The following is a 25,387-nucleotide window of genomic DNA, read 5'->3' as shown; positions in this document are numbered from 1 at the left end:
CTCTGTATCGCCTCTTACTTCCACCATGTCAGTGAAGGAACATCCGCAGAACCGGTATAGACCGGCTCACCAATGCGCGGTGTAGCCAGACGCACACCCTGTGCCTTCGCCGCTGCGAACACCCGCTCCACCGGATCAGTCCAGTCATGCATCGACAGGGTAAATGCCCCCCAATGAATTGGAATCATCAGGGCACCGCGCACATCCAGATGCGCCTGGACCGTCTGTTCCGGGAGCATATGAATATCCGCCCACCGCGGATCATATTGGCCGCATTCCATCAGCGTCAGATCAAAGGGTCCATACTGCTCTCCGATCTCGGCAAAGTGCGCGCCATAGCCGCTGTCGCCGCTGAAGAAGATCTTCGTCTCTACCCCCCGGATAATCCAGGAGCACCAGAGTGTGGTATTGCGGTCCAGCAGGCTGCGCCCGGAGAAATGTCGTGCCGGAGCGCTTGTCAACGTAAGCCCGGCATACTGGAACTCATCCCACCAGTCCTGCTCACGGATTTTCTCACGGCTCACCCCCCAGCGCTGCAGGTGGGCGCCGACGCCAAGCGGCACAATGAACATGCCCACCTTGTCCTTCAACTGTTTGATCGTGCCATAGTCGAGGTGGTCGTAATGGTCATGGGAGAGCAGCACGGCATCGATACGGGGCAGCTCCGAAATCTCGGCTGGCAGTTGCTTGCTGTATCGCCTGCCACCCACAAATGGAAAAGGAGATGGCGAGCGCCCCAGCATAGGGTCAAGGAAGAGTGTCACTCCATCCATCTCCAGCAGCACGGCAGAATGCCCAAACCAGGTCACCCGGGTGTCCCCGGCCTCCTGAATCGAGCCGGGCATTAGCCTTTCCGGGATCAGGGGCTGCTTGGGCCGCGAGCGGGGGTTACCTTTGATGAAATCCTTAAGTATGGATAAGCCGTTTCCAGCACTGTTTTCCATCATCACGGTAGGAGCCGGATAGACGAATTTCCCATCCTTGTAATTCGGTGATTGGCGGATGGTCTGCTTTTCCTTCCCAGAGGCTCTGCGGCCAAAGGCAGGATAAAGGGCCATTGTTAAGTAAGCCAATACGGCCAGCGCCACAAGGACAATAGCAATGATAATTAAGGTCATGGTCCAGCCCTTCTCTCCGGCATATTAAGATCTTAGGCATATTATAAATCCGGCCGGAACCGGGAGCAACTGTGCCGCCGGCGGCTCTGCAAGCTACAGGTTCCAGCCAGGAATTTTGCGCAAATCACCATCCTGGATTTGGACCGTGCTCTGTACGGGGACATCAACCGGAGAGGAAGCTGTACGAATGAAGCAGGAATCAATCCCCACTGCCGCCGCACCTGCCATGTCTGTACGCGGATCATTGCCAATCATGACCGCTGAGCTTAGATCTGCCCCGTACTTCTCCGTCAAATAGCGGTAGAACAGCGGATCAGGCTTGCTGATGCCTGCCTCCGAGGATATCGCCACCCCATCGAATAAATGCAGAATACCCAGCATGGTCAGTTCTGCTTCAATGAAGGTTTTCTGACCATTGGAGAGCAGGAAGACCTTCTTGCCCCGCGTTCTCAAGTGCCGCAGGATTTCCTGAGCCCCGTCATACAGGGAGATCTTAATCATGGATAAGGTGCGCAGCCATCTTACAGTTTCGTGCAGCCAGGCTTGTCCAGGGTTCCCGCCCAAAGCACGGGCCACCTCGCGGAAGACCTCCTCCATCACAAAATCGGGATACTCACAGTGCTGTGCAGCAGCCGCCAGCTGACGGTCCCTTTCCAGCAGAAACCGCTGCTGCAGCTCCACTCCAGTAATCGTCAGGCCATGATAACCGTAATGGAGCGCGAGCCGCTCCCAGACTCCGGGCTGCTCCTCGTCTGTCTCAATGTCGATCAGTGTGCCGTACAGATCAAAAATATATGTCTGATACATAATTGATTCCTCCTAAGTGTCTCTGTTGCAGCTATTGTTAATATTTTCATTCTAAACGGATATGGAACTTATGCAACAAAATCCCATACCCTGGCGTTTAGAGGTTAACAGACCCGGCACCAGAGAATCTGAACCAAAGGAGCAAATACCATGAACACTATTCTAAAAACAAGCACTATCCTGCTAACCTTGTCACTCGCACTTACAAGTGGAGGGGTCTCTGCCGCCCCAAGTGCTTCATCCGCAAATTACAGCGCCGTAAAGGCAACCTCTGCTGCGGCTGCTATATTCTCCATATCCCTGAGCGGGACTGTTCTTTCGGAGTCCGGTTACCAGCCTTCCGGCAGCAAAGAGCCGCTGGTTCCTCTTCGTGCTGTTGCTGACGGGCTTGGCTTCACGGTTGCCTGGAATGCGCAGACAAAAGCTGTAGAACTGAATAAGGGTAATATTTTCACCACAGTAAAAAGCGGCGAAGACCGCTATGTTATCAATAAAATGTACACTACACTCGGTACAGCGCCGCAAACAAACCAGGGCAGGCTGTATGTCCCCGCCTCTTTTATAAACAAAGTGTTGCGTCAGGTGATTACCGTGGAAGGACAGCAGATTCTGATCCGTCCGGCAGCAGATAGTATCAGCGAGACTGGTGTGATCACTTCCATTACCCAAGCGGACAACTACCAGTCCGTGCATATCCGGGGAACCGGTACAGAGGGAATCGTTCTGAACGTAGGCAAGGATACCCAGCTCTTCCGCAAAGACGGCTCGGAACTAGCCTTTAGCGATCTCCGCATCGGCATGACTATTGAGGCCCAGCACTCCCTTATCTCCACCCGCAGCCTTCCTCCGCAAACTCCGGCCTACCGGATCACCGTACTGGACGCGGAATTACAAGGCGAACTTCTTGGCACGGCGGGTACAATCCAACAAGTCGATACCGAAGATGGTACCGTCAGCATCCGTATCCGCGGCAGCGCACTGAGCGAGAAATCGCAAAATGAGGTTGTGCTGCGTCTGACAGAGAACACTGTCGTCATCAATAAAGACGGAGAGGCTGTGTCTCCCTCCCTTCTGGTCCAGGGAGCCAAGGTTATCGGATTCTATAGCCCCTCGCTGACCCGCAGCCTGCCTCCAATAGGCACGGCCCTGAAGGTAGTTATGGAGACAGAGATACATTAAGTTGTCCGCACTCACAACAGCGTGAAGACATACCTGCTATGGCTACAAAAAAACCGCGAAACCTGTAATATACAGGAGCGCGGTTTTTTTGATAGTACCGATAAATCATCTATTCTGTGTACTAAAGCAACGAAGACCCGGCGGGCAGCCCGCAGAGTCTTCAAAAGGTGAGAAGTGAATGTTTGTTTATGCCAGGTTCCAGAGGCTAGGGTACTTTTCCGGTTAACAATCGACGCCATCTCGATTTGTTCTTGCCTTTCAGATAGTACATGGGTGAAATCAACTACCTTTCGGAATACACGTTACATGCCGTTCCAATCGTTATAATTGACACCTTCCACTTCCCACCTGCTTATTATTACCCGGAATCTGCAGTTGATAAGCAGCCTGTACAAAAAAAAGAGGACCTTCCATCCGCCATCTGCATGGCTGCGGAATATCCTCTGTGCGGTCAAACTATTATTTCTTCTGAGCCAACCGTTGTTTGAACTTGTCAACACGGCCGCCAGTTTCGGTATCTCTTTGTTTACCTGTGTAGAACGGGTGGGATGCGGAGCTGGAGTCCACACGGATCACAGGATAAGTGTTGCCGTCTTCCCATTCCATAGTTTCACCGGACGATTTAGTGGACGAGCTCAGGAATTTGAAACCTACGCTGGCATCCAGGAAAATCACCTGGTTGAATTTAGGGTGTATGCCTTCTTTCATTGTAGTAACCTCCTTCCCGTACATATACAATATCTATGGCACAATGAAGCAATCTCTTGGGAGATAACTAAATCCACAGATTTACACGCCATACTATCATACGTGATCTGGGGCGCGGAGTCAACCACCAAAATAGACAACCCGGTTAGAGCGACTTCACCATTCCACCATCAATCAATAGAGACTGGCCCGTAATATAGGTATTGGCAAAAGAGCCCAGAAATACGGCCGCTTTGCCGAACTCCTCCGGAGTACCGCTTCTTCCAGCCGGAATCTGAACCAGCGCTTCCTGTCCGACCTGCTCCCGGGAGATGCCGCGCGCCTCCGCCCGCTTGCCGTCCAGCTGCAGAATCCGGTCTGTGCCGATACGCCCGGGTGCAAGCGAATTAATCAGGATGCCTTCCGGAGCCAGCTCAGTCGCGAGCGTCTTGAACAGCGCGCTCACGCCAGCCCGGAAGACGTTCGAGAGGATCAGTCCGCTAATCGGCTGCTTGATCGATACCGAGCTGATGCCTACAATGCGCCCGTTGCCGCTTGAGCGCAGGTAAGGCAGCGCTTCGCGGATCATGCGCACGGTGCCCATTAGCGTAAGCTCATAGCCGTCGGCCCAGTCGGCGTCGGCCATATCCTCAAAGCCGCCGCCCGGTGGGCCTCCGGCATTGGTGACCAATACATCCAGCCCGCCTCCGTACTCAGCGCCGGCTTCAATTGCCCGCCGGATCTCCTCGGGGCGGGTCACATCCATCTGTACCATCGCCACCTCCCGGCCGGTAGCCTCCGCGATGGTCTTCCGGGCCGCTTCAAGTTGTTCCAGGTTCCGGCTGGCAATCGTCACCATCGCGCCCTCGCGCGCAAACTCCAGTGCAGTAGCAAGGCCCAAACCTTTACTCGCCGCCGCAACAAATACTGACTTCCCTGCTAGGCCCAAATCCATTCCCTACGCCTCCTTGTTCAGATGTCCGGCAGGCCAGTTGCCTGGTAAACCAGTTGCCTAAAGAGAGCTCACGGCAGCCGGTGCTCCGGTTTGCGTACTATTCGTTCCTATGCTGCAATAATCAGCAGCGGTTAGACTAATCTTAGTATAGCCCTGGCCCCGCGTCCAGACTCTCTCCCCGAGCCTGGCCCCTTGCACGATCCAGACCAAATAGCGATGAGCAGCCAGCGTGCTCATCGCTATCTATTATCAATATAGACTAACTAAGCGGCTATACATCATACTCCAGCTGCTTCTTGGCCTGAACAATAAAGTCGAACGGGTTCTCTATCGTACCTTCCTCATACTGCACGGCTCCGATTTTCAGACCCAGATTGACCTTGTATTTCGCCATGAATTCCGTGTCGTTCAATTCCTGGAGCTTCAACTTAATTCGTTCAATCACTATCTTGGCTCCTTCGCGGTCCGTGAATAACAAGAGTCCCCAGGTGGCCTCTTCCTTGTCCAGCAGATACAGCGCATCATTGGTGCGGATACTGGACTGACTGAGCTGGGAGACATCATAGATCGCCTCGGACAGCTGCTCTTCGGGGATCAGACGGCGGATTTCACTCCAGTATTTCACTTTGACCACCAGCAGGGTCAACGGGATGCTGTAGCGGGTAGAAATCCCTGTGAACAAGCTGGCATCCTTCTGAAAAGATATCGTGTTGCGCAGATCAGTGTTCTCATCTATGGTGGCGAGATTGGCCGTTCTTTTCTTAAGTAGATCGTTCTCAGCCTGTAGCTCCCGGGTAGTGGAGGTGAAGACCCAAAGCACAACCGTAAGCAGCGGAGTCATAATCAGCCAGAAGTACGTATTGACGCCTATAGTCTCACCCTCCGACACCGTCTGGTAGAGAACAAAGAAACCATATCCGAAGATAAATGCAAGATTAAGCACCAGCCCGGCGGTTACGTTGGTAAAATAGGTGACCAGTGCCAGGAGAAAGGCGATATTCAAAATAATAATATTCTGAACGTAATGATCAGGCGAGCCTGCGATAAACACGATACATATGAAGTTCAGCACCAGGAACACCAGAAAGGCCAGATCGGAAAACAGGCTGCTGCGGTTACTTCTCATGCTTATCACCACGTTTCTTCATATGTTTGCGGAGCAGCAGAAGCAGCGATACGATTACCAGCATAACCGCAAGCACGACCGCCACTACGAACCCCAGCACATCGCCGCGGTCCGTAATCTGCGTGATCACTGAATCTTTGGCTGCTCCAGTAATTGTTTTGAAGCGGTACGCGCTGACGTTGCCATCCTTGTCGGCGATGACGCTGTCTCCGTATACCTTCCATTTGTCCTTTTCGCTGGCAAGCAGCTTGGAGACCAGATAGATGTTCTCCGTATTCGCTCCAGTCACCGCCATGAAACCCCGTCCGCTCTGATAAGGGGAATCCAGCAACTGCAATGTGCCAATCTCTGCCCCATATTGCTCATCAATACTCATCTTCTCATTCGAGAGGAACGAGGACCCATCCTTGCTGTACCGGAAGTACAGCTTGTCATTGTTGTCACGAATGACCTTATTGTCCTTATAGGAGCCTATAGCGATAATATTATTGTCCTTAAGATTATCCGCGCCGATAGTATCGGTGTAATAGTGGATATCCCCTGTATTTCCGCCCGCATATTGGCCCAGCAGATTAAAGACATTCGCCAGACTCAGGTATGCATAGTCGTCCATCTTCTGGGGCAGTACGACCGCCACATGGTTGAAGATTTCATCACGGAGGAACGGATAAGGGTAATTATTGAACAACAGATCTGTCCGGTCTTTGGTATTCAGATGCATGGCCGTTTCCTTGCTGATATAGGCCCAGGGCATTTGCTCCCTATTCGGGGTACAGATCGCATCCTGCATCTCCAGGTCGAATGCCACGGTTACCGAGAAGTTGCCGGAAATATTCAGACTCTGCGGAATAGCCAGATTCAGTGTATCGCCGTCCGCCAGCTCCTGGGTCAGCTTCTTGCTGCCGATCGGCGTATCATTAATGCTCACCGTTACCAGCGAGCGGTTGAAGTCCAGATTCTCTGCATAGCGGAAATCCAGGCTGATCTTGCCGGAATCGGCAATTGAGCGGTTCGACGGAAGCGAGACGAAGTAGGTCTGCTCCTGATGATTCGGACCCGTCAGCTTATCACCGGTTTCGGTAAAGGTCACGTTCGAGCTCATGGCAAAAGCCGGAGACGACACATCGGTGGCATCGTCCACCACCTTCATGCCACTGCTGATCTGGCTGACCAGCTGCCGGCTGGCGAGGAGGCGTCCGGCCTTGATCAGCAGACTCTCATCCTTGGAAGTGACCACCAGGGTAGGACGCGTATCCTTGTTCACCAGCTGAATAAGGGCATGTTCGCCCAAGTCCACGGAGGAATCCAGCTGAAGCTTCAATGTATTCGGTACATGATCCGCCAAAGCAACCAGAATCACGGCTTTCCTGTCCCTCAGTGAATCTTCACTGTAAGGAAGCAGCGGAATGGCCGTATTGGTCAGGGTGTTCGCGTTGGCGAAGCCGGATAAGGCATAAGTGGCGGCTTCCAGCTCAGAACTGCTGGCACCAGCCGGCACACTCAGGAGGCTTTGGCTTCTTTTTACATAATCCATGCCGGAAAAGCGCTCGCTGAAATCGCTGATACCACCGCTCAGGGCCTTGGAGGTATAAGATACCGCGACACCGGAGGTGTTGAACAGATGCAGCCAGTTATCCGGGGTATTGTCCACATAGCAGATCTGGTTATTCTCCGCAGTGGTCCGCAGATACCCCTGAATGCTCAACGTGTTCACTCCCTCCTTCAGGAGGGTCTTCGGTGCGTCAACGGTTATGCTTTGTTCCCCGTTATTTTGCAGGGAGGGTCTGAAAGAGTAGAAAGGGCTGCCGTTCAGGGATAACGTAACACTGGAGATTTGCTCCTCTGTAATTTGCGAAATCTGAAAATGCAGATTAACCTTCACACCTTCAACATTCCAGTAGTTCATCACTGTAAAATACTGCTGCTGTGAGCTCGTTCCCTTAAGTGAACTGTCGCTGCCGGTAAAGGCAGTCTCGTATATCTGTTTGTCATCAACCGGGGCCGCAGCAGCTGCAGAAGCCGCCCGGATCGGGATCAGGAAAAGGGAGACGCAGAGCGCCCATATCATCATCTGTTTTTTGTTCATCGTCTTGTCTCCTGTATCACTGATTTCTTGTTCTGCTGTTGCTTAATATCGTTCCGTTTTGTACCATTTGGCTTCACGTTTAAAGATGACGTCTTTCAGATAGTTGTACAGTCCATACGCGGCAACGACCATCCACAGCTGACAGTATGATACATACATCAGCATAATGATCCATAAATTGGACAAGCTCATCTCGCCTTTTTCCGTAGTGAGTGTAACAAAGATGCCCACTACAAACAGAATGACAGCGAGCAGCCACAGGAAGCTGCTGAGTCCGGCAATGGTCGTATGCACGTAGCCCATCGCATGCAGCACGAGCAGCAGGTCGGAGGTGACCAGCGAGATCAGCAGCAGGAAGTAGATGGACAGATAATACAGAATATCAAAGCGGATTTTGGCTGCCGAGCGGTCGAAGAGCAACGGGATATTTTTGACGATCACATAGATATTGCCCTTCGCCCAGCGCGTCCGCTGCTTGAACCAGACCTTCACTGTCTGCGGCTCCTGCTCCCAGGTAACAGATTTGGGCTGGAATTTGATCCGGTATCCCATCATATAGATGCGGAAGCTGATCTCCGTATCCTCAGCGATTGCTTTGACATCCCAGCCGCCGATGCTCTCCACAATCGACCTGCGCATAATGAAATTGGTTCCGGGTATGGTGCACAGCTTGAATAGCTTCCAGCGCCCCGCCTGGGCCATCCATTGGAAAGACAGCGTCTCAATATTAATAAACCGGGTAAGAAGGCTCGCATCGCGGTTACGGGTCCGGAATTTGCCGATCACCGCACCAAGCGTGGAATCATTGATGATCTCGGCGACGAGATACCTTAGCGCGGTCCGCTCCGGCGTATTATCCGCATCATAGATCGCGATCAGTTCGCCTTTGCTGCGGGTGAAGCCGATGTTCAGCGCATTGGACTTTCCTTTTCCGCCCGTAACCGCATCCGTATTGATGATTATCAGATTACGATGAGGGAGGCGGGCCTGAATACTCCCCAGCAGCTCCGCGCTGTTGTCGGAGGAGTTATCGTTAATAACAATGATCTCGTACCGGTCATGCGGGTAATCGAGCGCCAACAGGGATTCGACTGTTTTGCTGATGACAACACCCTCGTTGTGGGCCGGTACCATAATCGTAACAAACGGATACTCGCCCTTAATCTCCGGAACATCCTCATTTTCAGTCTTAATGTAATACAGATAGCCCGCTATAATCAGAGCCACGTTGACCAGCAGCAGGGACCAGATGCAGATCACCGCGATTACCATCAGTACATCCGAGATCGTCATATTCTTCTCCTAAATCCAGTTATATGTTATTTAAAATACTTTCTCCGGTACAGCCTGTACCCAATCGCCATCAAACCGCCGAACAGCAGCAACGCGATGATAATCACTACAATAAAAAATTTGCTTTGCACGCTGAACAGCTTGGTGAAGCTCCGGACCTGTGCTTCTTTGTACTGGTAATCACCGCTTACGGCCTCCGGGGTATAACCGATATTCAAGGAGACGCCATTCACCGACACCACTCCATCTGCAGAGACGATCGTATTCTTATTCGTTACGGTCTTGTGCGCCCCCTGCTTGTAATCGGCAAAAGAGATCCATTCCTCTTCCAGCGTCTGCAGCAGCCGGTTAAGTCCGGCTTCATCCTCCGGGAGGTCTGCAGTGACGGCCGTACCCAGCGGCAGCTGCGGCATGGCTTTGGTAGGGTGGCTCAGCCCCTGCAGGAACTCCGGCTTCAGGCTGTAGAGAGAAGATGCTAGCACCTTAGATACATTCGTCTGGTTCATATACAGGACGTTCTCATCCGGGAACAGCACTGTGGAATCAAAAAATCCCATGCCTGCTTCCGCGTACTCCTTGTCGTAGGTCCAGTATAAGTCAGCCCCGATACCCAGCGGCGCGATGCCGTTCTTCACCAGCAAATCCACGAATCCGCCCATTTTCTCCGCGAGCGTGTGATCGCTGCTGTTGATGGATGGCATGATCACTGGCGCATTTACCAGAATACTTCCATTCTTCGCCTGAACTTCCTTCAGTGCTGCCAGATAACGTAACATCGCCGGAAAATCGGTATTGCTGAACACCGGACGGATGCTTGCGATAAAAGGAATGCCCTCCTCGTACAGACGATCCGCCGTCTCTTCCAGCAGAGACAGGTCCGAGAACGGATAGATTTCCTTCAGGACAAGATAAGTCTGTGAAGCCGTCTTACTCTCAAGCCAGTCCCTCAGCACATAAGCCATCCCTACTACACTCGCATTGCCCTGCTCCAAGTAAGGGACGTACGTATAGCTGCCGGCAGTTGCCGCATAGGGCAGCTTGCGGCCGCTGCTCTTGAGGACGAAGCTCCCATACGTACGTTCCGCGTTCACGGCAGCTATATAGGGCATGTCCTTCACCTGAAGATTGGAGCCGGTGAACGGACCGACTGTAAGACCGGCCAGGTCTTCATCCACAATTCCCGTCTTTAACTGGAGCACCTGCAGCAGTCTTGCTGGTGGATGATACCCGACATGCAGTATCTGTCCCTGGTAGTGCTCCACATCCTCAAGATAAGCCCGATTGCCAGGAGGGATATCCTCCGCATTGATTACGGTGATAACCCAGGGAAAGGCATCCATGGTTCCCTTTCCGTAACGATCCAGGCTGAGCAGTGTCACCTGGCTGCCAAAAGCTGATAACAGCCGCTGCAGTTCACTTATATTCCCTTCCCGAACAGTTCCTTTGCCCAGGCTGTCGTACAGAAGCAGTACCTTCTGCGGGGTATAAGCTTCCTGTACGCTTTGGGAGTGCGCCTGCGGAGCTGCGGACAACAGTAGAAGAACAGTAACGATCAGCGGCAGCAGCAGACTGGAAATCCTCTGTCGGTTCAAGCGCTCACACTCTCCTGTGCTTCAGGATGCACTTCAGCATAAGGTCCTGCCGTACTGGCAGCAGGCTGGCGGCCAGGGGATACTTTTCGCCCAATCACGCTTGCGGACAGCATGAAGGTGACCAGATCAAAGGATTGGGTAAACAGAAATTCATGCTTCGAAATATCAGCGTCGCCTGCTCCAATAATGGAGACAAAAATCCCTGACAGGCCAACCCCCATACTGGCCAGAATCAGCACCATCCGCTGCACCCCCCGCATATCCCTGGCTCTGACAGCCTTCACAAAGGAAGGGGCATAGAGGCCGATGACTACCGCCATCCAGAGCAGGATAAATCCGAAGGTTTTGGGTGCAAGCTTCTGCTTAAGCAGACTATAGACCGTGAAAAAATGACTCTGGGCACGGAAGGCCTTGCCCGCCGATTCTTCATAATTTCCCATCGCCGCAGGCTTGATTGAAAAGGCGCTTCGGGCCGCGACATTCAGGATGGAGCTGAGCTGATCGGGATGCACAAGATAGTTTTTGAGAATGGACCCGAAGCCGTAGCGGCTGTAGAAGTCCTTTTGCAGAATCGGCGAGTTCACATCTACTGTTCCGTACTGCTCGTAATAGATACTGCCCTGCAGAATGGCGTATTGTTCATTAATCCCAAAAGATTTCAGCGTCGTCTCGGGATTGGAAGATTCCTTCAGCACGCCCCGGGTCATAGCATGATATTGGTTGATATTGACGAATTCTTTGGAGATATTCAGGTAGGTGGCAATGCCGGCACACATCAGCAGCGCCATGGACACAAGCGTCAGACTGCGGAAGAGACGATCCCGCCGGATCCAGACCAGAGAGATGCCAAGCAAGGCAATAATCATGCCCACTGGAGCATTTTGCTGCTTGGAGGTCGTTAGAATAACGCTGCTGAGGACGAACAGACCAAGAAGTGCGTAGTCATTGTATCTTTTACGGCAGATCAGCAGCCAGGAGGCAAAGACGAAGATCATCATGATCATGACGACACTTTCGCTGTAAAAGGAGTTGAAATAGGCGGTATATCCTGTATCACCGAATACAAAAATAGCAAGAATGGCAATAATCATGCCTTGCTTGCGTGACATTTTGCAGGTGACCGCTTCTATTAAGAGATAGACTGCAATAACATAGAGAACCGTGTAAATAGCGGCCTGAAAGCGGATATCGAACACAGTGCTGCTGAACATCAGCTTATTAAGACCGATAGCCAGCTTAATGAACAACGACTGTGAGGAGTCTAGCGTAGCCCCATTCTCGTTGTAGTATTGATAGATTCCGTAATGCTTAATGAAATAGCCGAAATACTTGCTGTCGTAGTCAGGCAAGCTGAAGTAGAGACCGTTACTGTATATATTGCGGAAAAAGTCGCCGTTGTCAGCCATTCCTATGTAGGGAGCCGTAAACAGAGCTATAACTGTAACGAGCAATACGCCGAAAGCTGCTGCAAAAGCGGGGGATACCCGCAGCCCGGCGGGCATAATATGTTGCCGTAGGGGTGTTCTTACTATGTTATCGTCGATCATGCCCGGCCACCTTCGTTACTGTAATTTAGAGTGAATATGAATAAGCCAACAAGGCCATAAGATTATCAAAAGAATACGCCTGTCCGGTATCGGTATTGCCAAATCCGCCGAACAGCGGACTATCTGCCTCCTGCACCTGAAATTCATTCATTCGCGAAATTCCCGACTGGTAGAGGACGTCATCTCCAATCTCTGCCCCTATCATAGCCGCCAGGGCATAAATTGCCGTGGACCGGATATCATTCAGTGGCTTCCCTTCACGGGAATATTGCCCGTAGAGCGTTCCTGCCGCGACCTGTTCCTTGATATAGCGGATACTCGCCGGCTTCTGCCGGCCCGCCTCTGCCAAGTGCAGAATACTCAGGAGGGATTCCACCGTATTAATATTTTCCGTACTGTAGGTTTCCGCGCCATAATCGAATCTTGTCTCGTAGAACGGAAACGCATCCGAGAGGTAGCCCCCCTCCAGAATCCCCTCCATATTACGCAATAATTCTTCTCTTAATTCATCATTAATCGACATTTTTCGCATAGTATCCAAATCAATATAGCACAATGTAACAAAGCTGTTTATAGTTTTGTACGTAGCGTCATAAAAGTCATACATATATCCTTCTTTTACGTTATTCTCATAGAATCGCTGGCTGTATTTATCCGCCTGTTCTGTATAAGCCTGCTCATCAAAAAACTCACCCGCGTCATATAAGGCTCCAATCAGGCGCAGGTCGTCCACAGCGGCATTCACAGAATACTGCTTCTGTTGCTTAGGGCTGTAACGATAGCTGAATCCGCCTTTCATATCAAAGGTTTGTTCGGCTAGAGCCCACTGGCTGGCAAACTGCTCCTTATCGCCGGCAAACACAGCTGCTTTCATCAAGAGGGAAGCTGATTCACTTAGCACCTCATGACCGGTAGCCGATTCACCTGATTCGTCTGTATCCAGCAGGTTAGTATATACCCCGTAAGGTCCGGTAAGGTGATTCGCAATAAATGCCCTCAGGTCCTGTATTTCTTCCCGATTATCCACACTCTGCCCTATAGGCGACGGGGAAGAAGCTGCGACTATCGTCCCATTAGCTGTGGCGGCAGTACCGGTGGCTGGTTCGCCGCCCTTGCAGGAAGCTAGCAGCAGCATTGAGAGTAGAATCCCGGTGGCTGTGCTGAGTTTACTGGTCATACCATCACATCCTCAAGGAAGAAGATATCTGCATCTATATAATATAACGGTAATCTAAGTCACAAAATTAACCATGAAATTGATCATTTTGTGTCCAACTCAATAAAAATTCATATTTACGCAAACAAAGAGCTGTACGAAGGTCCTGATGGACCCGAGCAGCTCTTTGTTGAATGAGATATGGATATATCGTCCTACTAACCTTTGATCTGACGGTAGGTGTGCTCATCTGACACGATGTAGAGTCTGGCTTCCTGCGGGATCGGCTGATCCAGCTTGCGGTTGATACCAAGATCCCCCCTGTCGGACAGCAGCGTCGCTCCCTGGCGCAGCAGCGCCTGGAAGGCATCGCCATAAGTACGCCATGCGGCATCCCTGGGAATTTCATAGATATCATCGCCATGCTCCCGGCTAAGCAGCTGGGTAATGACCTCCGGATTCCCCTCCTGCAGCGCCGAGCGGACAGCAAGTCTTGAAATGGCATCATGCGAAAGTACGAATTCATTAACATGGACATGACGGAAGTTCTGGATATTCTTTTCCTGCATAATCTCAACAGTGGTATGTACCTGCGGAGCAATCCGCTCAATACTGGAGGCGATCAGCAGGGTTTTGCCATCCGTCAGTGAAGCCTCGTCGATCCGCGTATCCCCGAATACGATCGCTGCCCTGGCTTCTTCAATATTCGCCTTCTGCAGGATGTCATCGCTGGAAGGGTCACCGCTGATGAAATGGACATGCTCCATGTCCTGCAGCGGGTGCTGACCGCTCTCATCAATAATGATGATCCGGCAATCCGGCGAGTAGCAGAGGATCTCATCGACGGCAGCTTGTGTTTTGCGGTTCCAATTGATCAGTACCACTTGGTCTTTCCCACGAAAGCTCAAGGTTCCGGCTCCTCTCCTTCTTTGCAGTTCCCCCATAGCATCAATTACCTTTCCGATCACCAGACTGAGTAGCCCGATGCCGAAAATATACAGAAACATGGTAAATAGCTTCCCCGCCGCCGAGGTGGCAAAAAAGTCGCCGTAACCTACGGTGGACATCGTCGTCATGACCCAATAGAAAGCATTGAACCAGTTGTGGAAAGTTCCTGGCTCCAGTACAAAGGCAATCGTTGCACTCATCACAACAAAGCCCAGGATGATCAGCCCAATGGACCTTTTCCTTAGACGCATCAGCTTCCCGGAGAGACGCAGTAGAAAATGCATCGGCTTATATGATCAGACTGCTGACGGCGAATGCCGTTCCGACGAATACCAGGCACAGCATCAAGCCTACAGCAACATTCCCCTTCTGCAGATGATCGGATATTCTGAAGCTCGGTGTGAACAGCTCGAAGATCCAGTACGCCGCGATCAGGCAGACATACCCTACCGCGAACCAGAGCATCATGAACCAGATCGAGGTATTCGTATACGCCGCCACGCCCAGAATGATCGCCGTGGCCAGAAACTTGCCGCCGAGTGCCAACGCTACAGCCACGTTGCCCTTCTTCAATTCTTCCATGTCCTTGAACGGAGTCATCAGGCTGAATACCACCATTCCGAGCACCTGCAGCAGAATAATAGTCAACACGCTGACTACCAGATTAATTACAATCGTCACTTTGCCCACCCCCTGAATTTTGCGTAGGCCGAATCATAATCGGCGAAATCATGTACTTCCTCCAGCACCACAGAGGCTTTCTTGGCTTTCTCCAGAGCCGTATAGCGCTTGTCATCGATCGGCTGCTTAATCCGGTTACCCGACGGCAGCTCCACCACGGCAAAATTTCTGGTTTTGTCCTGGTATTTGGTCTTGTATACACCCACAAGATCCACATCCGTTGTAATGGAAACCTTAAGGCGCGCCAAATCTTCTGCAGCCGTCTTCTGATCAGCATACGATTTGATCGTAGACCAGGAAGACAGGCGGATATCATTCTTCTGGTCGGCATCCGTTACCAGTTCGGCATCCATGAACTGCAGGGTCCATATCTTGTCGCCCGTGGCATAATTACCATCATTGGGCAGCAGCTCATTATCCGGCAATACGGTCATGTCACTGCCGATCAGATCTCCAACCGTGCCTTCAACCACCCGGTAATCCCAGGGAACGCGTGATACATTATCCGTTGTTTCGGTGCCTGTATGAAATACACTATTCGTATTGCCCGAACATGCGCTCAGCAGCAGTACTGCCATCAGCAGCATGCCAAGCCATGTTCCCGAATGGAGCCTGTGACAACCCCCGCTCCGGCGACTTCTATCTTTGTTCATCTTCAAGCCCCCTCACTCCTAGCGCGATAAAATGACTGGAATTGCCTGTAATCGGTCCGCCTGCGCGGCCCAGTAGCCCGCAAGGCACACCGTTAATCACAAACATGCCGGTCAGCAGGTGAAATTCTCCTTCATGGGTCTGAACACGGGCCAGCTCAGCCCGCTTCTGGTACACCACGGGAAACAGTACACTGCTGTCGAAGCCGTCCTCATCGGCAATCTCCAGTGACCCGCTGTCATCAAAAATCCGTACAGAGCCGCCTTCACGACCGAAGACGGATTTGGATACAAAGTTGCCGGAGAATACAGGCTTGTTGTAGGTTGGCAGGATATAGCTGGCTATGGCCTGCCGCTCTTCCTCACTGAAGAGCAGGCCCAGCTCATACATCCCCCATACGGCAGCAACCAGCCCTTTGGACTGCAGCAGAATGCTGTGCGGGCCGTTGAACAGCTGAAGCTGTCCGCTCTCGATAGCATAAGCAAGCGCCTCCCCGCCATCATCCACCGCCATCCACTCCTTGGGATAGAGAGCGAACATCCGCTTGATGATCCGGTCCTCCGCATCTCTGACCGTCCCTTCATCGATCCACAAATCCAGGCAGTCGACACAGCGGATATCCAGACCACTGTGCGCAACAAGCGATTCAATGGTGCCGGAATCCTCCTGATGTGTTCCATAAGCGACACAAGCCGCCGTATCCGGCTGCTCGATGCCCCAGGCTGCAGCCAGTCGATCCTTCATTCCGGTGTTCGGGCTTGGCACCCCGGCCTGCGCGCAAATCCAAGGTGTAGCGATGGATGCTTCCACATAGCCGGTTGGTGTATCGGCGTTCAGCTCCAGCAGCTTGATCGTGCCGTCGCTGGCTATGGCAAAATCGAATCTGGCATAACGGCTAATCAACCCCGGCTCCGGCAGCGGAGTGTCGTCCAGCATCTGCCAGAGTACAGGCGGAATGCCCAGCAATTCATACAAATCATGCCGCTGGTGGACATAACGGACAGCCTTGTCGAGGATCGTCCAAAGCTTGACTGAGGCTTCCTCCAGCTCCTTGTAGGTCTCACTTCGCATCACGGCAACTGCATCAAGCCAGTATTCTTCGTCCTCCAGGTCAGCCCAGGTAAACCCGAGCTTATGAAGCTCTTCTACGCGCGGAGCGCGTTCGAGACCCGACTGATCAATATACTCAAAAACACTGTCTGCCAGGCTCATCCGCCGAAACCGCTCTTGCCTGAACTTTTGCCGGAGCTGGATCTTGATGAAGAGCTGGACTTGCTGCCTGAACCCAGACCGCTGGATTTGCCTCCGACTCCACCGGCCTTGCTCGAAGTGTTCCTTCTGGTGATCGAACCGGTGGACGAGGTAGAGGTCCGCGGCTTCACCACAGAGCCGGCCACTGGCTTATTCTGAAAGCTTCCGCTGTTATAGCTAGGTGCCTTGTAGACTGTCCGTGTGCCGCCATAATAGGTAGGGCGGTTATTGTACCAGCCTCTCGAAGAATAGAAGGAACCGCTGTTGAACAGCATGTGGTACAGCAGCAGATCATCCCAGCCAAAGCCAGAGTTATAGCCGCCGTAATTGTTGATGACTGTGGTACCGCCCGAGGTGACAACCCCTTGACCTTCCTGCAGCACCTCTTCAGCATTTTCTTCCGGATAAGGAATATTCCAGTCTACATTTTTGTCAAAATAAGCTTTGACCTCTTCAGTAGACCACGATACCAGCGTGGGCTCATCTGCAGAGCCGCTGCCGGCTGCACCTGCACCCCCTGGGATAAATAAAGCATTGGCCAGCAGGGCGATGCCCAGCGAGGTAGACAATACCCGGATCGGTTTGCCGTCCGGGGTGAATAATCTGGAAGCTAAAGGCTCTTTCTCATGTTCATCCTTTGCCAATTTGAGATCCTCCTCTCCTGACCTTATTCTTCCGTACGCATAGGGACAAGCAGAAGCTCCAGCTTGCCCTGATCTACATTCAGGCGCCCTTCTACGGCTTCGTACTCCCGGCTGCCCACCACAATATAATTGACATGCTCCAGAGCCGTAATCATATTCATGCTCCAGTTCCTCTCCTCAATCATTCGCAGTTCGCCATCCGGCATCTTTTCAAACAGAATGACATTCATACCATTATCCACCTTTTCCTCATCCTTCCTGAACACTATTATGCTTCAGATACGTGGTTAGCACCATTTCGTTTCAACTCTGAACCGCGGGAGCTTCTATAGAAGAATACCAGACCCAGGGAGCACAGGCTCACCGCAAGCAGAAGACCGTAGACATGCCCGTAAGCCCTAGATGGAACCAATTCCCGCTGGGCATGAAGCAGCAACCCGCAGACGGCAACAGAGACCGATCCTCCGAAGAATTGAATCAGCTGCAGAAGCCCCATCCCTGATCCGATCCAGTTGCGCGGCAGAATCCCGGATGCTTCATTATTCAAGGAAGCCAGCGTTGCCGAAAAAGCCGGGGAAAAGCACAGGTACCCGAACAGGAGCACAAGCGGCGATGCTGACAGGCTCAGGGCAAAGGTAGCCATGACGGCGGCAAGTATACAATGTCCGATGAGCAGAAACCGCATATTTCCGTAACGGTCGATCCAGTGGCCGACAAACCGGGTCAGAAAGGCCGACAGAATCGCGCCTGGTGCGATAAACAGGCCAATCCTCAGCGGAGATTGATGAAACACGTTAGCCAGTGCAAGCGGCATCAGGAATAAATTACCCAAATTCAGCACCAAAATACTAAATCCAATGGCTGTAAGCTTTAAATACCCCGACATCCGGAGCAGCCCGGGATTAATAAAGGAGTTCCGGGCTCTACGGAGATGAACAGCGTGCAGCCCGAAAGAAACCACACTTACTGCAAGCCATATGCCGGACTTACTGGTTACGGCCACGAGCAGGCTTCCGGCATTGATAACCGTAAGTAAAGCTCCATACAGATCAAAGGGCGCCGGCTTAGGCTGTTCCTTAGGCAGCAAATAGAGCAGCACCGGCAGAACAAGCAGGACCAGACAAGTTATGCCAAATAATCCGTTCCAGCCGAAATATTCGCTGATAAGACCGCCGGCAATCGGACCCAGGCCGAAAGCCATGGCACTTCCGACAGAGATCATGGCGATAGCTGCGCCTCTCCTTGCCACCGGCACATACCGGCTGGCGAGTACCAATCCGAGACCCGCCATGACTCCGGCGCCGGCGGATTGCAGAAGCCGGGTAATCAGCAGAACATTGAAGCTGTGCGCGAACAATCCGGTGACGGAAGCCAGGCCCAGCGTGGTTAATCCGATGGTCACCAGCTTACGGATGGGTACCAGATCGGACAATCGGCTATAGATCACCGTAGACAAAGCATAGCCAATGGAATAGCCCGAGATCACCCAAGAGCCAAGATCAGCAGAAATATGAAGATCCTGAATAATGGTGGGCAGTGATACATTGAACATAGTAGTGTTCATCACAACAATGAAGAGGCAGAAGGTCCATAGCGGCATTACGACTTTGTCATTCATGTTTGACTCCATCCCTATCGGTATATATCTCTGTTAGAACTCCACTAAATTCTATGCCCTGAACATACAAATGGCAATATCTTCATAGAACTTGAATGCTGTGTAATAGCTTAGCGATTCCATTTATAGTAAAAAGCCGATTCCATTATATTTCGGAATCGGCCGTCTAACTTTTAATATCGTAAACCTGATATCTTTCACTTCACCTCAGGTGTAGCGGCAATCTGGGCCGCGCTCTCTTGCGTTTTGGAGAGGAAGATATTCAAGATAATGGCCGTAAGTGAGCCGGAGACAATACCATTCTGGAGCAGCATTCTGGCGAATTCAGGTAGCTGGTCGAACATGGATGGCAGAACAGCCGAACCCAGGCCCACAGCAATACTGCAGGCAGCAATCAGCAGATTCCCATCCTTACGCAAGTCGACTTCGGAGAGAATGGACATTCCGGACGCAGCCACAGAGCCGAACATAACAATCATGGCCCCGCCCAGCACCGCGTTCGGCACAACGGTAGTCAACGCTGCCAGCTTCGGAAGCAGCCCAAGGACAACCATAATTCCACCGGCTGCAAAAATAACATTGCGCGTCTTGACGCGGGTCAGTGACAGCAGGCCGACGTTCTGGGAGAACGCCGTATACGGGAAGGCATTGAACAGGCCGCCCAGCATGATGGCAAGACCCTCGGAGCGTAGACCGTTAACAACCTGCTTTTGCTCTACCTGCTGGTCTGTGGCTTTGCCTACAGCAAAATACACGCCGGTGGATTCTACCATAGAGACGATGTTGACGATAATCATCGTGAAGATTGCGGTAATGCTGAATTCAGGCCATCCGAAATAGAACGGGCGGGCAATACTGACCCATGATGCACTGCCCACCGTGGAGAAGTGAACGAGGCCCATGGCATATCCGATTACGGTTCCGGCCACGAGTCCGGCCAAGACGGATATCGAGCGAAGGAAGCCTGTCGTGAACCGGTTCACGGCGAGAATCACAAGCAATGTGATCAGGCCAAGGAGCAGATTACGGGGCGCTCCAAAATCAGCGCTGCCCTGACCGCCTGCCACATTGTTCATAGCGACGGGAATCAACGATAGACCAATGATGGTTACAACGGACCCGGTAACTACTGTCGGGAAGAACTTTAACAGCTTCCCGTAAATCGGAGCCGCCAGAACGACGAACAGCCCGGAGATGATAATCGCGCCATAGGCTGTGGCCAGATTCGAGCCTGAAGCAATGGCAATGATCGGGCTAACCGCAGTGAAGGTACAGCCCAGCACTACCGGAAGCCCGCTGCCGAAATGCTTGCTGCTGATAATCTGGAGCAGTGTAGCGAGCCCGCAAGTGAAAAGATCCGCGGCAATCAGGTAGGCCATCTGCGCTCCGCTCAGATTCAGCGCCCCTCCGACAACAAGCGGCACAATGACAGCTCCGGCATACATCGCCAGTACATGCTGCAGTCCCAAGGCAAATATTTTCTGTTTGCTTAACATCCTGCACTCTCCTTAATGGGTTCTTCTGTAGAACAATCTATGAAATGGACTTCTCCTGGAGACATCGACGAGATTCTTGCCAAAGAATGAACAGTAATTCCCCGATCTTCAAGCAGGCTGCGCCCTTCCTGAAAGCTTTTTTCGATTACACAGCCCACACCCAGCAGCTCTGCTCCCGATTCTTTCACGATATCCGCCAGCCCTACAAGCGCTGCGCCGGTAGCCAGAAAGTCATCGACAATCAGCACCTTATCCTCCGGACCCAGATATTTCTGCGAAATGCTGATCCGGTAATCCTCTTTCCTTGTAAAAGAATGTACCGGAGCGGAATAGACATCCTCAGACTGGGTAACGGCCTTCTTTTTCTTGGCATATACGAATGGAACACCCAGCGCAATTCCCGCTGCCATGGCGAACTGGATGCCGCTGGCTTCAACGGTCAGCACCTTGGTTACCGGCTGATGCCCGAAGATCCTCCCGAACTCTTCACCAATCTGCAGCGCCAGCTGCGTGTCCACCTGATGATTCAGGAACGAGTCTACCTTAAGCACCGTATCTGATAAAATAAGACCCTCTTGCCTGATGCGCTCCTCTAGTATTTTCATATTGCAGCCTGCCTCTCCTTAATAAAAAAAGACAGATCCCCTTGAGCGTTTCTCTCAAGTGAATCTGTCCTTCTGGGTTTTTGTCCCTTAGTGGTGTAACACATACCTGTGTCCGCATCGCTTGGACCAGCCTCTTTTATGCCATGGCACAAAAAAACGGAACCCTAGATGCGCTATTTCACTCATAGTCGGATAATTACAGTGGTCATCCGGTAGAAACTTATGGGCCCTATTCCCAAGATTATATGAGTTGTTCTTATGATTTTAAAAACCTTCGTATATCTTACACGCTCTGTACGTTCCATACAAGTAAAATTTTATTTATTTTCATTAATATTTCCGTTCTTTCATAGGAGTTTCATTTTTGTTCAAATTCCGGGGAAGCCCGGCATTCAACGCCCTGTCACCGCTGTATTATTAGAGGTTTTTTTGGTATTTTACGCCGTATTCCTTTCTTCCCCCCTCTATTAAAAGTATACTTAGCTTCTAGTGACAATAACTGAACAAAGGCGGTCGACATGAAAATAAAACATCAGGTTTGGTTAGCGGCGTTAATTTCGATACTGTTGTTTAGCAGTATGATCACTATATCTATTCTTTATTTAGAAGGGATTACACGGATAATCGCCCTGAGCCTCGGCTCGGCCGGGATCGTATTATCTATCTTCCTTATCGTCGGCATCCTCCGGAATCTTACCCGTGGCATGAACAATATGATAAAGTTCTCTGCAGATCTTGCCCAGGGGACCATCAGCACCCCGGTACAGGACGGCAAAGTGCAGGATGAGTTCGGACAGCTGGCTGTTTCCTTCCATGCTGTGGCTGTGGATCTGCAGCACAAGACAGAAGAAGAGCGCAGGCTGAGGGAGATGGCTGAGGAGCAGGCCTGGATCAATGATCGGGTCTCGGAAATGGCATTGCAGCTTCAGGGCTCCGTGCAGATGCAGACGGCAGCGCGTATTTTCATCAGCAGACTGGCAGAAGCAGTTCAGGGCAGCTTCGGTGCCTTTTATCTGAAGCGGCAGGACAAGCTGGTTTTTACTGCGGGATATGCTTTCGATGAAGCAGCAAGCCTGCATGAGCCCTTTTCTCTCGGGAGCGGACTGGTAGGGCAATGCGCCTTGGATCAGAAAGTGATCCTGCTGCATGATCTTCCAGCACATTATATCAAAGTACATTCGGGATTAGGCGATACCCCACCCTCTGTTCTGATAGTAGTCCCTATCGTCTACGAGAACGAGGTTGTCGCGGTGGTAGAGCTGGCAGCGATGAGTGAATTCTCCGGGAAGGAGCGCCAGCTAATTGAACGGACCGGCCATAACATGGGGATTCTGATCAATACTTTGGCTGATGTGGCAAGAATTGAAGAACTGCTGGGCGAAACCCGGCTGCAGAAGGAAGAGCTAGAGGCACAAACCGAAGAGCTGCTGGCACAGACCCAGGAGCTTGAAGCGCAAACGGAGGAGCTCCGCATGCAAACCGAGGAGCTGCAGGAGCAGCGGGGACATCTGCAACGTCAGATGGAGCTCACGGAAGAGCAAAAGGCAGAGATTGAAGCACAAGCCGATGAATTGAAACTGCAGACGGAGGAGCTGTTTGCTTCCAACCAGGAGCTGATGCATCAAATGGAGCTGACAGAGAAGCAGCGGATAGAGATACAAGAACAGGCCGACGAGTTGCTGGCACAGACGGAAGAGCTGCAGGAGCAGAAGGAAGAACTGCTGGCACAAACGGAGGAGCTGGCCAGTCAAACCGAGGAGTTAAGCACCTCCAATGAGCAGCTCCAGCATCAAATGCAGCTGACCGAGCAGCAGAAGGACGAAATCAAAGTTCAGGCAGAAGAGATCTTTATGGCTGCCCAGTACAAATCGGAATTTCTCGCCAATGTATCCCATGAGCTGCGCACTCCGCTGAACTCCCTGCTCATCCTCTCCCAGATTCTAGCCGAGAACAAGGAAGGCAATCTGGGCACGAAGCAGCTGGAATATGTGCATACCATTTTCTCGGCAGGCAAGGATTTGCTGCAGCTGATTGACGAAATTCTGGATTTGGCCAAGCTTGAGGTAGGTAAAATGACCCCTGTGCTCGAGTCCGTATCCCTGGTTAATCTCAGCAGCCATCTGTACCGGCACTTCGAGCAGCAAGCCAAGAAGAAAGACATCCGCTTGGATGTGCACTGCGACAGCAGACTGCCGGAGCATCTTCTGACCGACGGCCACAGACTCCAGCAGATCCTGAATAATCTGCTGTCCAATGCCGTCAAATTCACACCGGAACATGGCTCTGTTTCGCTCTCCATCCGTACTCAGGGAGAAGATATCATTCTCTCCGTCAGTGATACGGGCATCGGCATTCCCGCTGCCAAGCTAGATAGTATATTTGAAGCCTTTCAGCAGGCTGACGGCACAACCAGCCGTAAATATGGCGGCACCGGTCTTGGCCTGACGATCTGCCGCGAACTCGCTTCCTTGCTGGACGGCCGGATCGAGGTGGAATCGGTTGAAGGCAAGGGCAGCACCTTCTCCCTGCTAATTCCTGCTGTTGAACCAGGTGAAGATGCACATCTCCTGCCCGCTGCCTCTTTCGAATCGGCAGCAGACAGCGAAAGCAGTGGACCGGAGATCAGCGCGGTGCAGGGTCCGGCCTTCCGCGAATCCTTTGTTCCCGACATCTCCATCTCCAATCCCAAACTGCTGCAATACGCAGAGATGGAGGACGACCGCGATCATCTGATGAGCGGAGATACCCTGCTCCTCATCATTGAAGAGGATGCGGAATTCGCAGCGATCCTGCTCCAACTGGCCCGAAGCAGAGGCTTCAAAGCCATTGTCTCCTTCAAGGGTGACCAGGGACTAGCCTTGGCCCATGCCTACAAACCGGATGCCATCCTGCTGGATCTGCATTTGCCTGTTCTCGACGGGTGGTCGATTATCAGCCGTTTGAAGAGCCGTCCGGAGCTGCGCCATATTCCGGTGCATGTCATCTCCACTGCAGAACAAAATCAGCAGAGCCTAGCCATGGGGGCCCTCTCGTTCTGGAAGAAGCCCAGCGACCAGAGTGAACTGGAGTCTGCATTCCTGCAGATTGAAACCTATATCCGGCGTCCGGTGAAGAGCCTGCTGATCGTTGAGGATAATCAGACCCTGCGGAACAGTCTTGTGGAATTCATTGCGCATCCCGATGTCCGCATCGTCGCCGTAGGAACAGGAAGAGAAGCTTTGGACCAGCTGTCCAGCCATCATTTTGACTGTATGGTACTGGATCTGGGCCTCACGGATATCTCCGGCTTCGGCCTGCTGGAGCAGATCAAGACCAACCGCAAGCTGCAGACTCTGCCGGTCATCATTTACACAGGCAAGGATCTGAGTAAAAATGATGAGCAGCGTCTTAAGCATTATGCAGAGAGCATCGTGATCAAAAATGTGCGCTCCATGGAGCGCCTGTATGACGAAACGGCGCTATACCTTCACCGCAAGCACGCCGATCTGCCGCCTGACAAGCAGCTTCTGATAGAGAAACTCCATAACCCGGAGGCAGCCTTTGCCGGCAAAAGCATTCTGCTCGTGGATGATGACATGCGCAATATTTTTGCACTATCCAGTGTTCTCGAAGGCTATAATATGGATATCCACTTTGCCCAGAACGGCAGGGAGGCCTTGGAGCATCTGGAGAGCCATCCTGATGTAGAGTTGGTATTCATGGATATTATGATGCCTGAAATGGATGGGTACGAGACCATGCAGCGAATCCGTGCCATGCCGCAGTATGATCAAATGGTCATCATCGCCCTGACAGCACGGGCACTCGAGGAGGACCGGATTAAATGCCTCCAGGCAGGGGCTTCGGACTATATTTCCAAACCGATTAATACCACACAGCTGGTCACAGTGCTCAAAGTTTGGTTAATAAAATAGAAACACACTATCCATCGTACACATCAGAACACT

Annotated in this window: 21 protein-coding genes and 1 riboswitch; of the genes, 2 read left to right on the top strand and 19 right to left on the bottom strand. The window is 51.9% G+C overall.

Annotation, left to right across the window (positions count from 1 at the left end; translation table 11 throughout):
• Positions 1-14: 14 nt before the first annotated feature.
• Together ACAN54_RS15485 and ACAN54_RS15480 are read right to left on the bottom strand one after the other, a co-directional pair.
• Positions 15-1,118 (bottom strand): MBL fold metallo-hydrolase, encoded by a 1,104-nt coding sequence (locus tag ACAN54_RS15485; RefSeq protein ID WP_379156668.1) that lies wholly within the window; start codon positions 1,116-1,118, stop codon positions 15-17.
• A 93-nt stretch (positions 1,119-1,211) separates the two neighbouring features.
• Complete coding sequence (locus ACAN54_RS15480; RefSeq protein ID WP_379156665.1) at positions 1,212-1,925, bottom strand: HAD family hydrolase; 714 nt, start codon at positions 1,923-1,925, stop codon at positions 1,212-1,214.
• A gap of 150 nt (positions 1,926-2,075) precedes the next feature.
• Between ACAN54_RS15480 and ACAN54_RS15475 the strand changes: the two genes are divergently transcribed.
• Positions 2,076-3,104 (top strand): copper amine oxidase N-terminal domain-containing protein, encoded by a 1,029-nt coding sequence (locus ACAN54_RS15475; protein WP_379156662.1) that lies wholly within the window; start codon positions 2,076-2,078, stop codon positions 3,102-3,104.
• Positions 3,105-3,563: 459 nt separating this feature from the next.
• Here the strand turns inward: ACAN54_RS15475 and ACAN54_RS15470 are convergent, their stop codons facing one another.
• The 17 genes from ACAN54_RS15470 to ACAN54_RS15390 all read right to left on the bottom strand — a co-directional run bounded on the left by ACAN54_RS15470 (position 3,564) and on the right by ACAN54_RS15390 (position 21,440).
• Positions 3,564-3,812 carry a type B 50S ribosomal protein L31 gene (locus tag ACAN54_RS15470; RefSeq protein WP_074088414.1) on the bottom strand — a complete coding sequence of 83 codons (249 nt, stop codon included), beginning with the start codon at positions 3,810-3,812 and terminating at the stop codon, positions 3,564-3,566.
• Between the two features lie 145 nt (positions 3,813-3,957).
• Positions 3,958-4,746, bottom strand: coding sequence for an SDR family oxidoreductase (locus tag ACAN54_RS15465; protein WP_379156658.1), 789 nt, complete (start codon positions 4,744-4,746; stop codon positions 3,958-3,960).
• Between the two features lie 271 nt (positions 4,747-5,017).
• Complete coding sequence (locus tag ACAN54_RS15460; RefSeq protein WP_379156654.1) at positions 5,018-5,872, bottom strand: diguanylate cyclase domain-containing protein; 855 nt, start codon at positions 5,870-5,872, stop codon at positions 5,018-5,020.
• Positions 5,862-7,958, bottom strand: a complete 2,097-nt coding sequence (locus ACAN54_RS15455) for a cellulose biosynthesis cyclic di-GMP-binding regulatory protein BcsB (protein ID WP_379156650.1) — start codon at positions 7,956-7,958, stop codon at positions 5,862-5,864. The genes ACAN54_RS15460 and ACAN54_RS15455 overlap by 11 nt, the downstream gene beginning before the upstream one ends.
• A gap of 42 nt (positions 7,959-8,000) precedes the next feature.
• A complete protein-coding gene (locus ACAN54_RS15450; RefSeq protein ID WP_379156647.1) occupies positions 8,001-9,251 on the bottom strand; it encodes a glycosyltransferase family 2 protein in 1,251 nt (416 codons plus the stop codon).
• 26 nt (positions 9,252-9,277) lie between these two features.
• Entirely contained in the window at positions 9,278-10,843 is a 1,566-nt protein-coding gene (locus ACAN54_RS15445; RefSeq protein WP_379156643.1) for a hypothetical protein, read from the bottom strand.
• The gene (gene wsfD / locus ACAN54_RS15440; protein ID WP_379156640.1) at positions 10,840-12,390 is read right to left on the bottom strand and encodes a glycan biosynthesis hexose transferase WsfD; all 1,551 of its coding nucleotides are present in this window, start codon (positions 12,388-12,390) and stop codon (positions 10,840-10,842) included. Before wsfD ends, ACAN54_RS15445 begins: the two co-directional genes overlap by 4 nt.
• A gap of 25 nt (positions 12,391-12,415) precedes the next feature.
• Positions 12,416-13,567, bottom strand: a complete 1,152-nt coding sequence (locus tag ACAN54_RS15435) for a hypothetical protein (protein ID WP_379156637.1) — start codon at positions 13,565-13,567, stop codon at positions 12,416-12,418.
• 197 nt (positions 13,568-13,764) lie between these two features.
• Entirely contained in the window at positions 13,765-14,778 is a 1,014-nt protein-coding gene (locus ACAN54_RS15430) for a potassium channel family protein (protein ID WP_379156634.1), read from the bottom strand.
• Between the two features lie 4 nt (positions 14,779-14,782).
• Entirely contained in the window at positions 14,783-15,175 is a 393-nt protein-coding gene (locus ACAN54_RS15425; RefSeq protein WP_379156631.1) for a DUF350 domain-containing protein, read from the bottom strand.
• Complete coding sequence (locus tag ACAN54_RS15420) at positions 15,172-15,828, bottom strand: signal peptide protein (RefSeq protein ID WP_379156628.1); 657 nt, start codon at positions 15,826-15,828, stop codon at positions 15,172-15,174. Before ACAN54_RS15420 ends, ACAN54_RS15425 begins: the two co-directional genes overlap by 4 nt.
• Positions 15,815-17,038, bottom strand: coding sequence for a glutathionylspermidine synthase family protein (locus ACAN54_RS15415; RefSeq protein ID WP_379156626.1), 1,224 nt, complete (start codon positions 17,036-17,038; stop codon positions 15,815-15,817). Before ACAN54_RS15415 ends, ACAN54_RS15420 begins: the two co-directional genes overlap by 14 nt.
• Positions 17,035-17,721: a hypothetical protein gene (locus ACAN54_RS15410; protein ID WP_379156623.1), complete on the bottom strand. Its 687-nt coding sequence runs from the start codon at positions 17,719-17,721 to the stop codon at positions 17,035-17,037. Before ACAN54_RS15410 ends, ACAN54_RS15415 begins: the two co-directional genes overlap by 4 nt.
• A gap of 23 nt (positions 17,722-17,744) precedes the next feature.
• Positions 17,745-17,951 (bottom strand): hypothetical protein, encoded by a 207-nt coding sequence (locus ACAN54_RS15405; protein ID WP_379156620.1) that lies wholly within the window; start codon positions 17,949-17,951, stop codon positions 17,745-17,747.
• A gap of 38 nt (positions 17,952-17,989) precedes the next feature.
• The gene (locus ACAN54_RS15400; protein WP_379156617.1) at positions 17,990-19,339 is read right to left on the bottom strand and encodes an MFS transporter; all 1,350 of its coding nucleotides are present in this window, start codon (positions 19,337-19,339) and stop codon (positions 17,990-17,992) included.
• A gap of 197 nt (positions 19,340-19,536) precedes the next feature.
• Complete coding sequence (locus ACAN54_RS15395) at positions 19,537-20,835, bottom strand: nucleobase:cation symporter-2 family protein (protein WP_379156614.1); 1,299 nt, start codon at positions 20,833-20,835, stop codon at positions 19,537-19,539.
• A complete protein-coding gene (locus ACAN54_RS15390) occupies positions 20,829-21,440 on the bottom strand; it encodes a xanthine phosphoribosyltransferase (protein WP_379156611.1) in 612 nt (203 codons plus the stop codon). Before ACAN54_RS15390 ends, ACAN54_RS15395 begins: the two co-directional genes overlap by 7 nt.
• A 165-nt stretch (positions 21,441-21,605) precedes the next feature.
• A riboswitch (purine riboswitch) is annotated at positions 21,606-21,709 on the bottom strand.
• A gap of 309 nt (positions 21,710-22,018) precedes the next feature.
• Here ACAN54_RS15390 and ACAN54_RS15385 point away from each other — a divergent pair.
• Positions 22,019-25,354, top strand: coding sequence for a response regulator (locus ACAN54_RS15385; protein WP_379156608.1), 3,336 nt, complete (start codon positions 22,019-22,021; stop codon positions 25,352-25,354).
• Positions 25,355-25,387 lie beyond the last annotated feature (33 nt).

The organism is Paenibacillus diazotrophicus, from assembly GCF_042610465.1.
The sequence above is the reverse complement of the archived record's forward strand: the minus strand, read 5'-3'. Positions and strand labels throughout refer to the sequence as shown.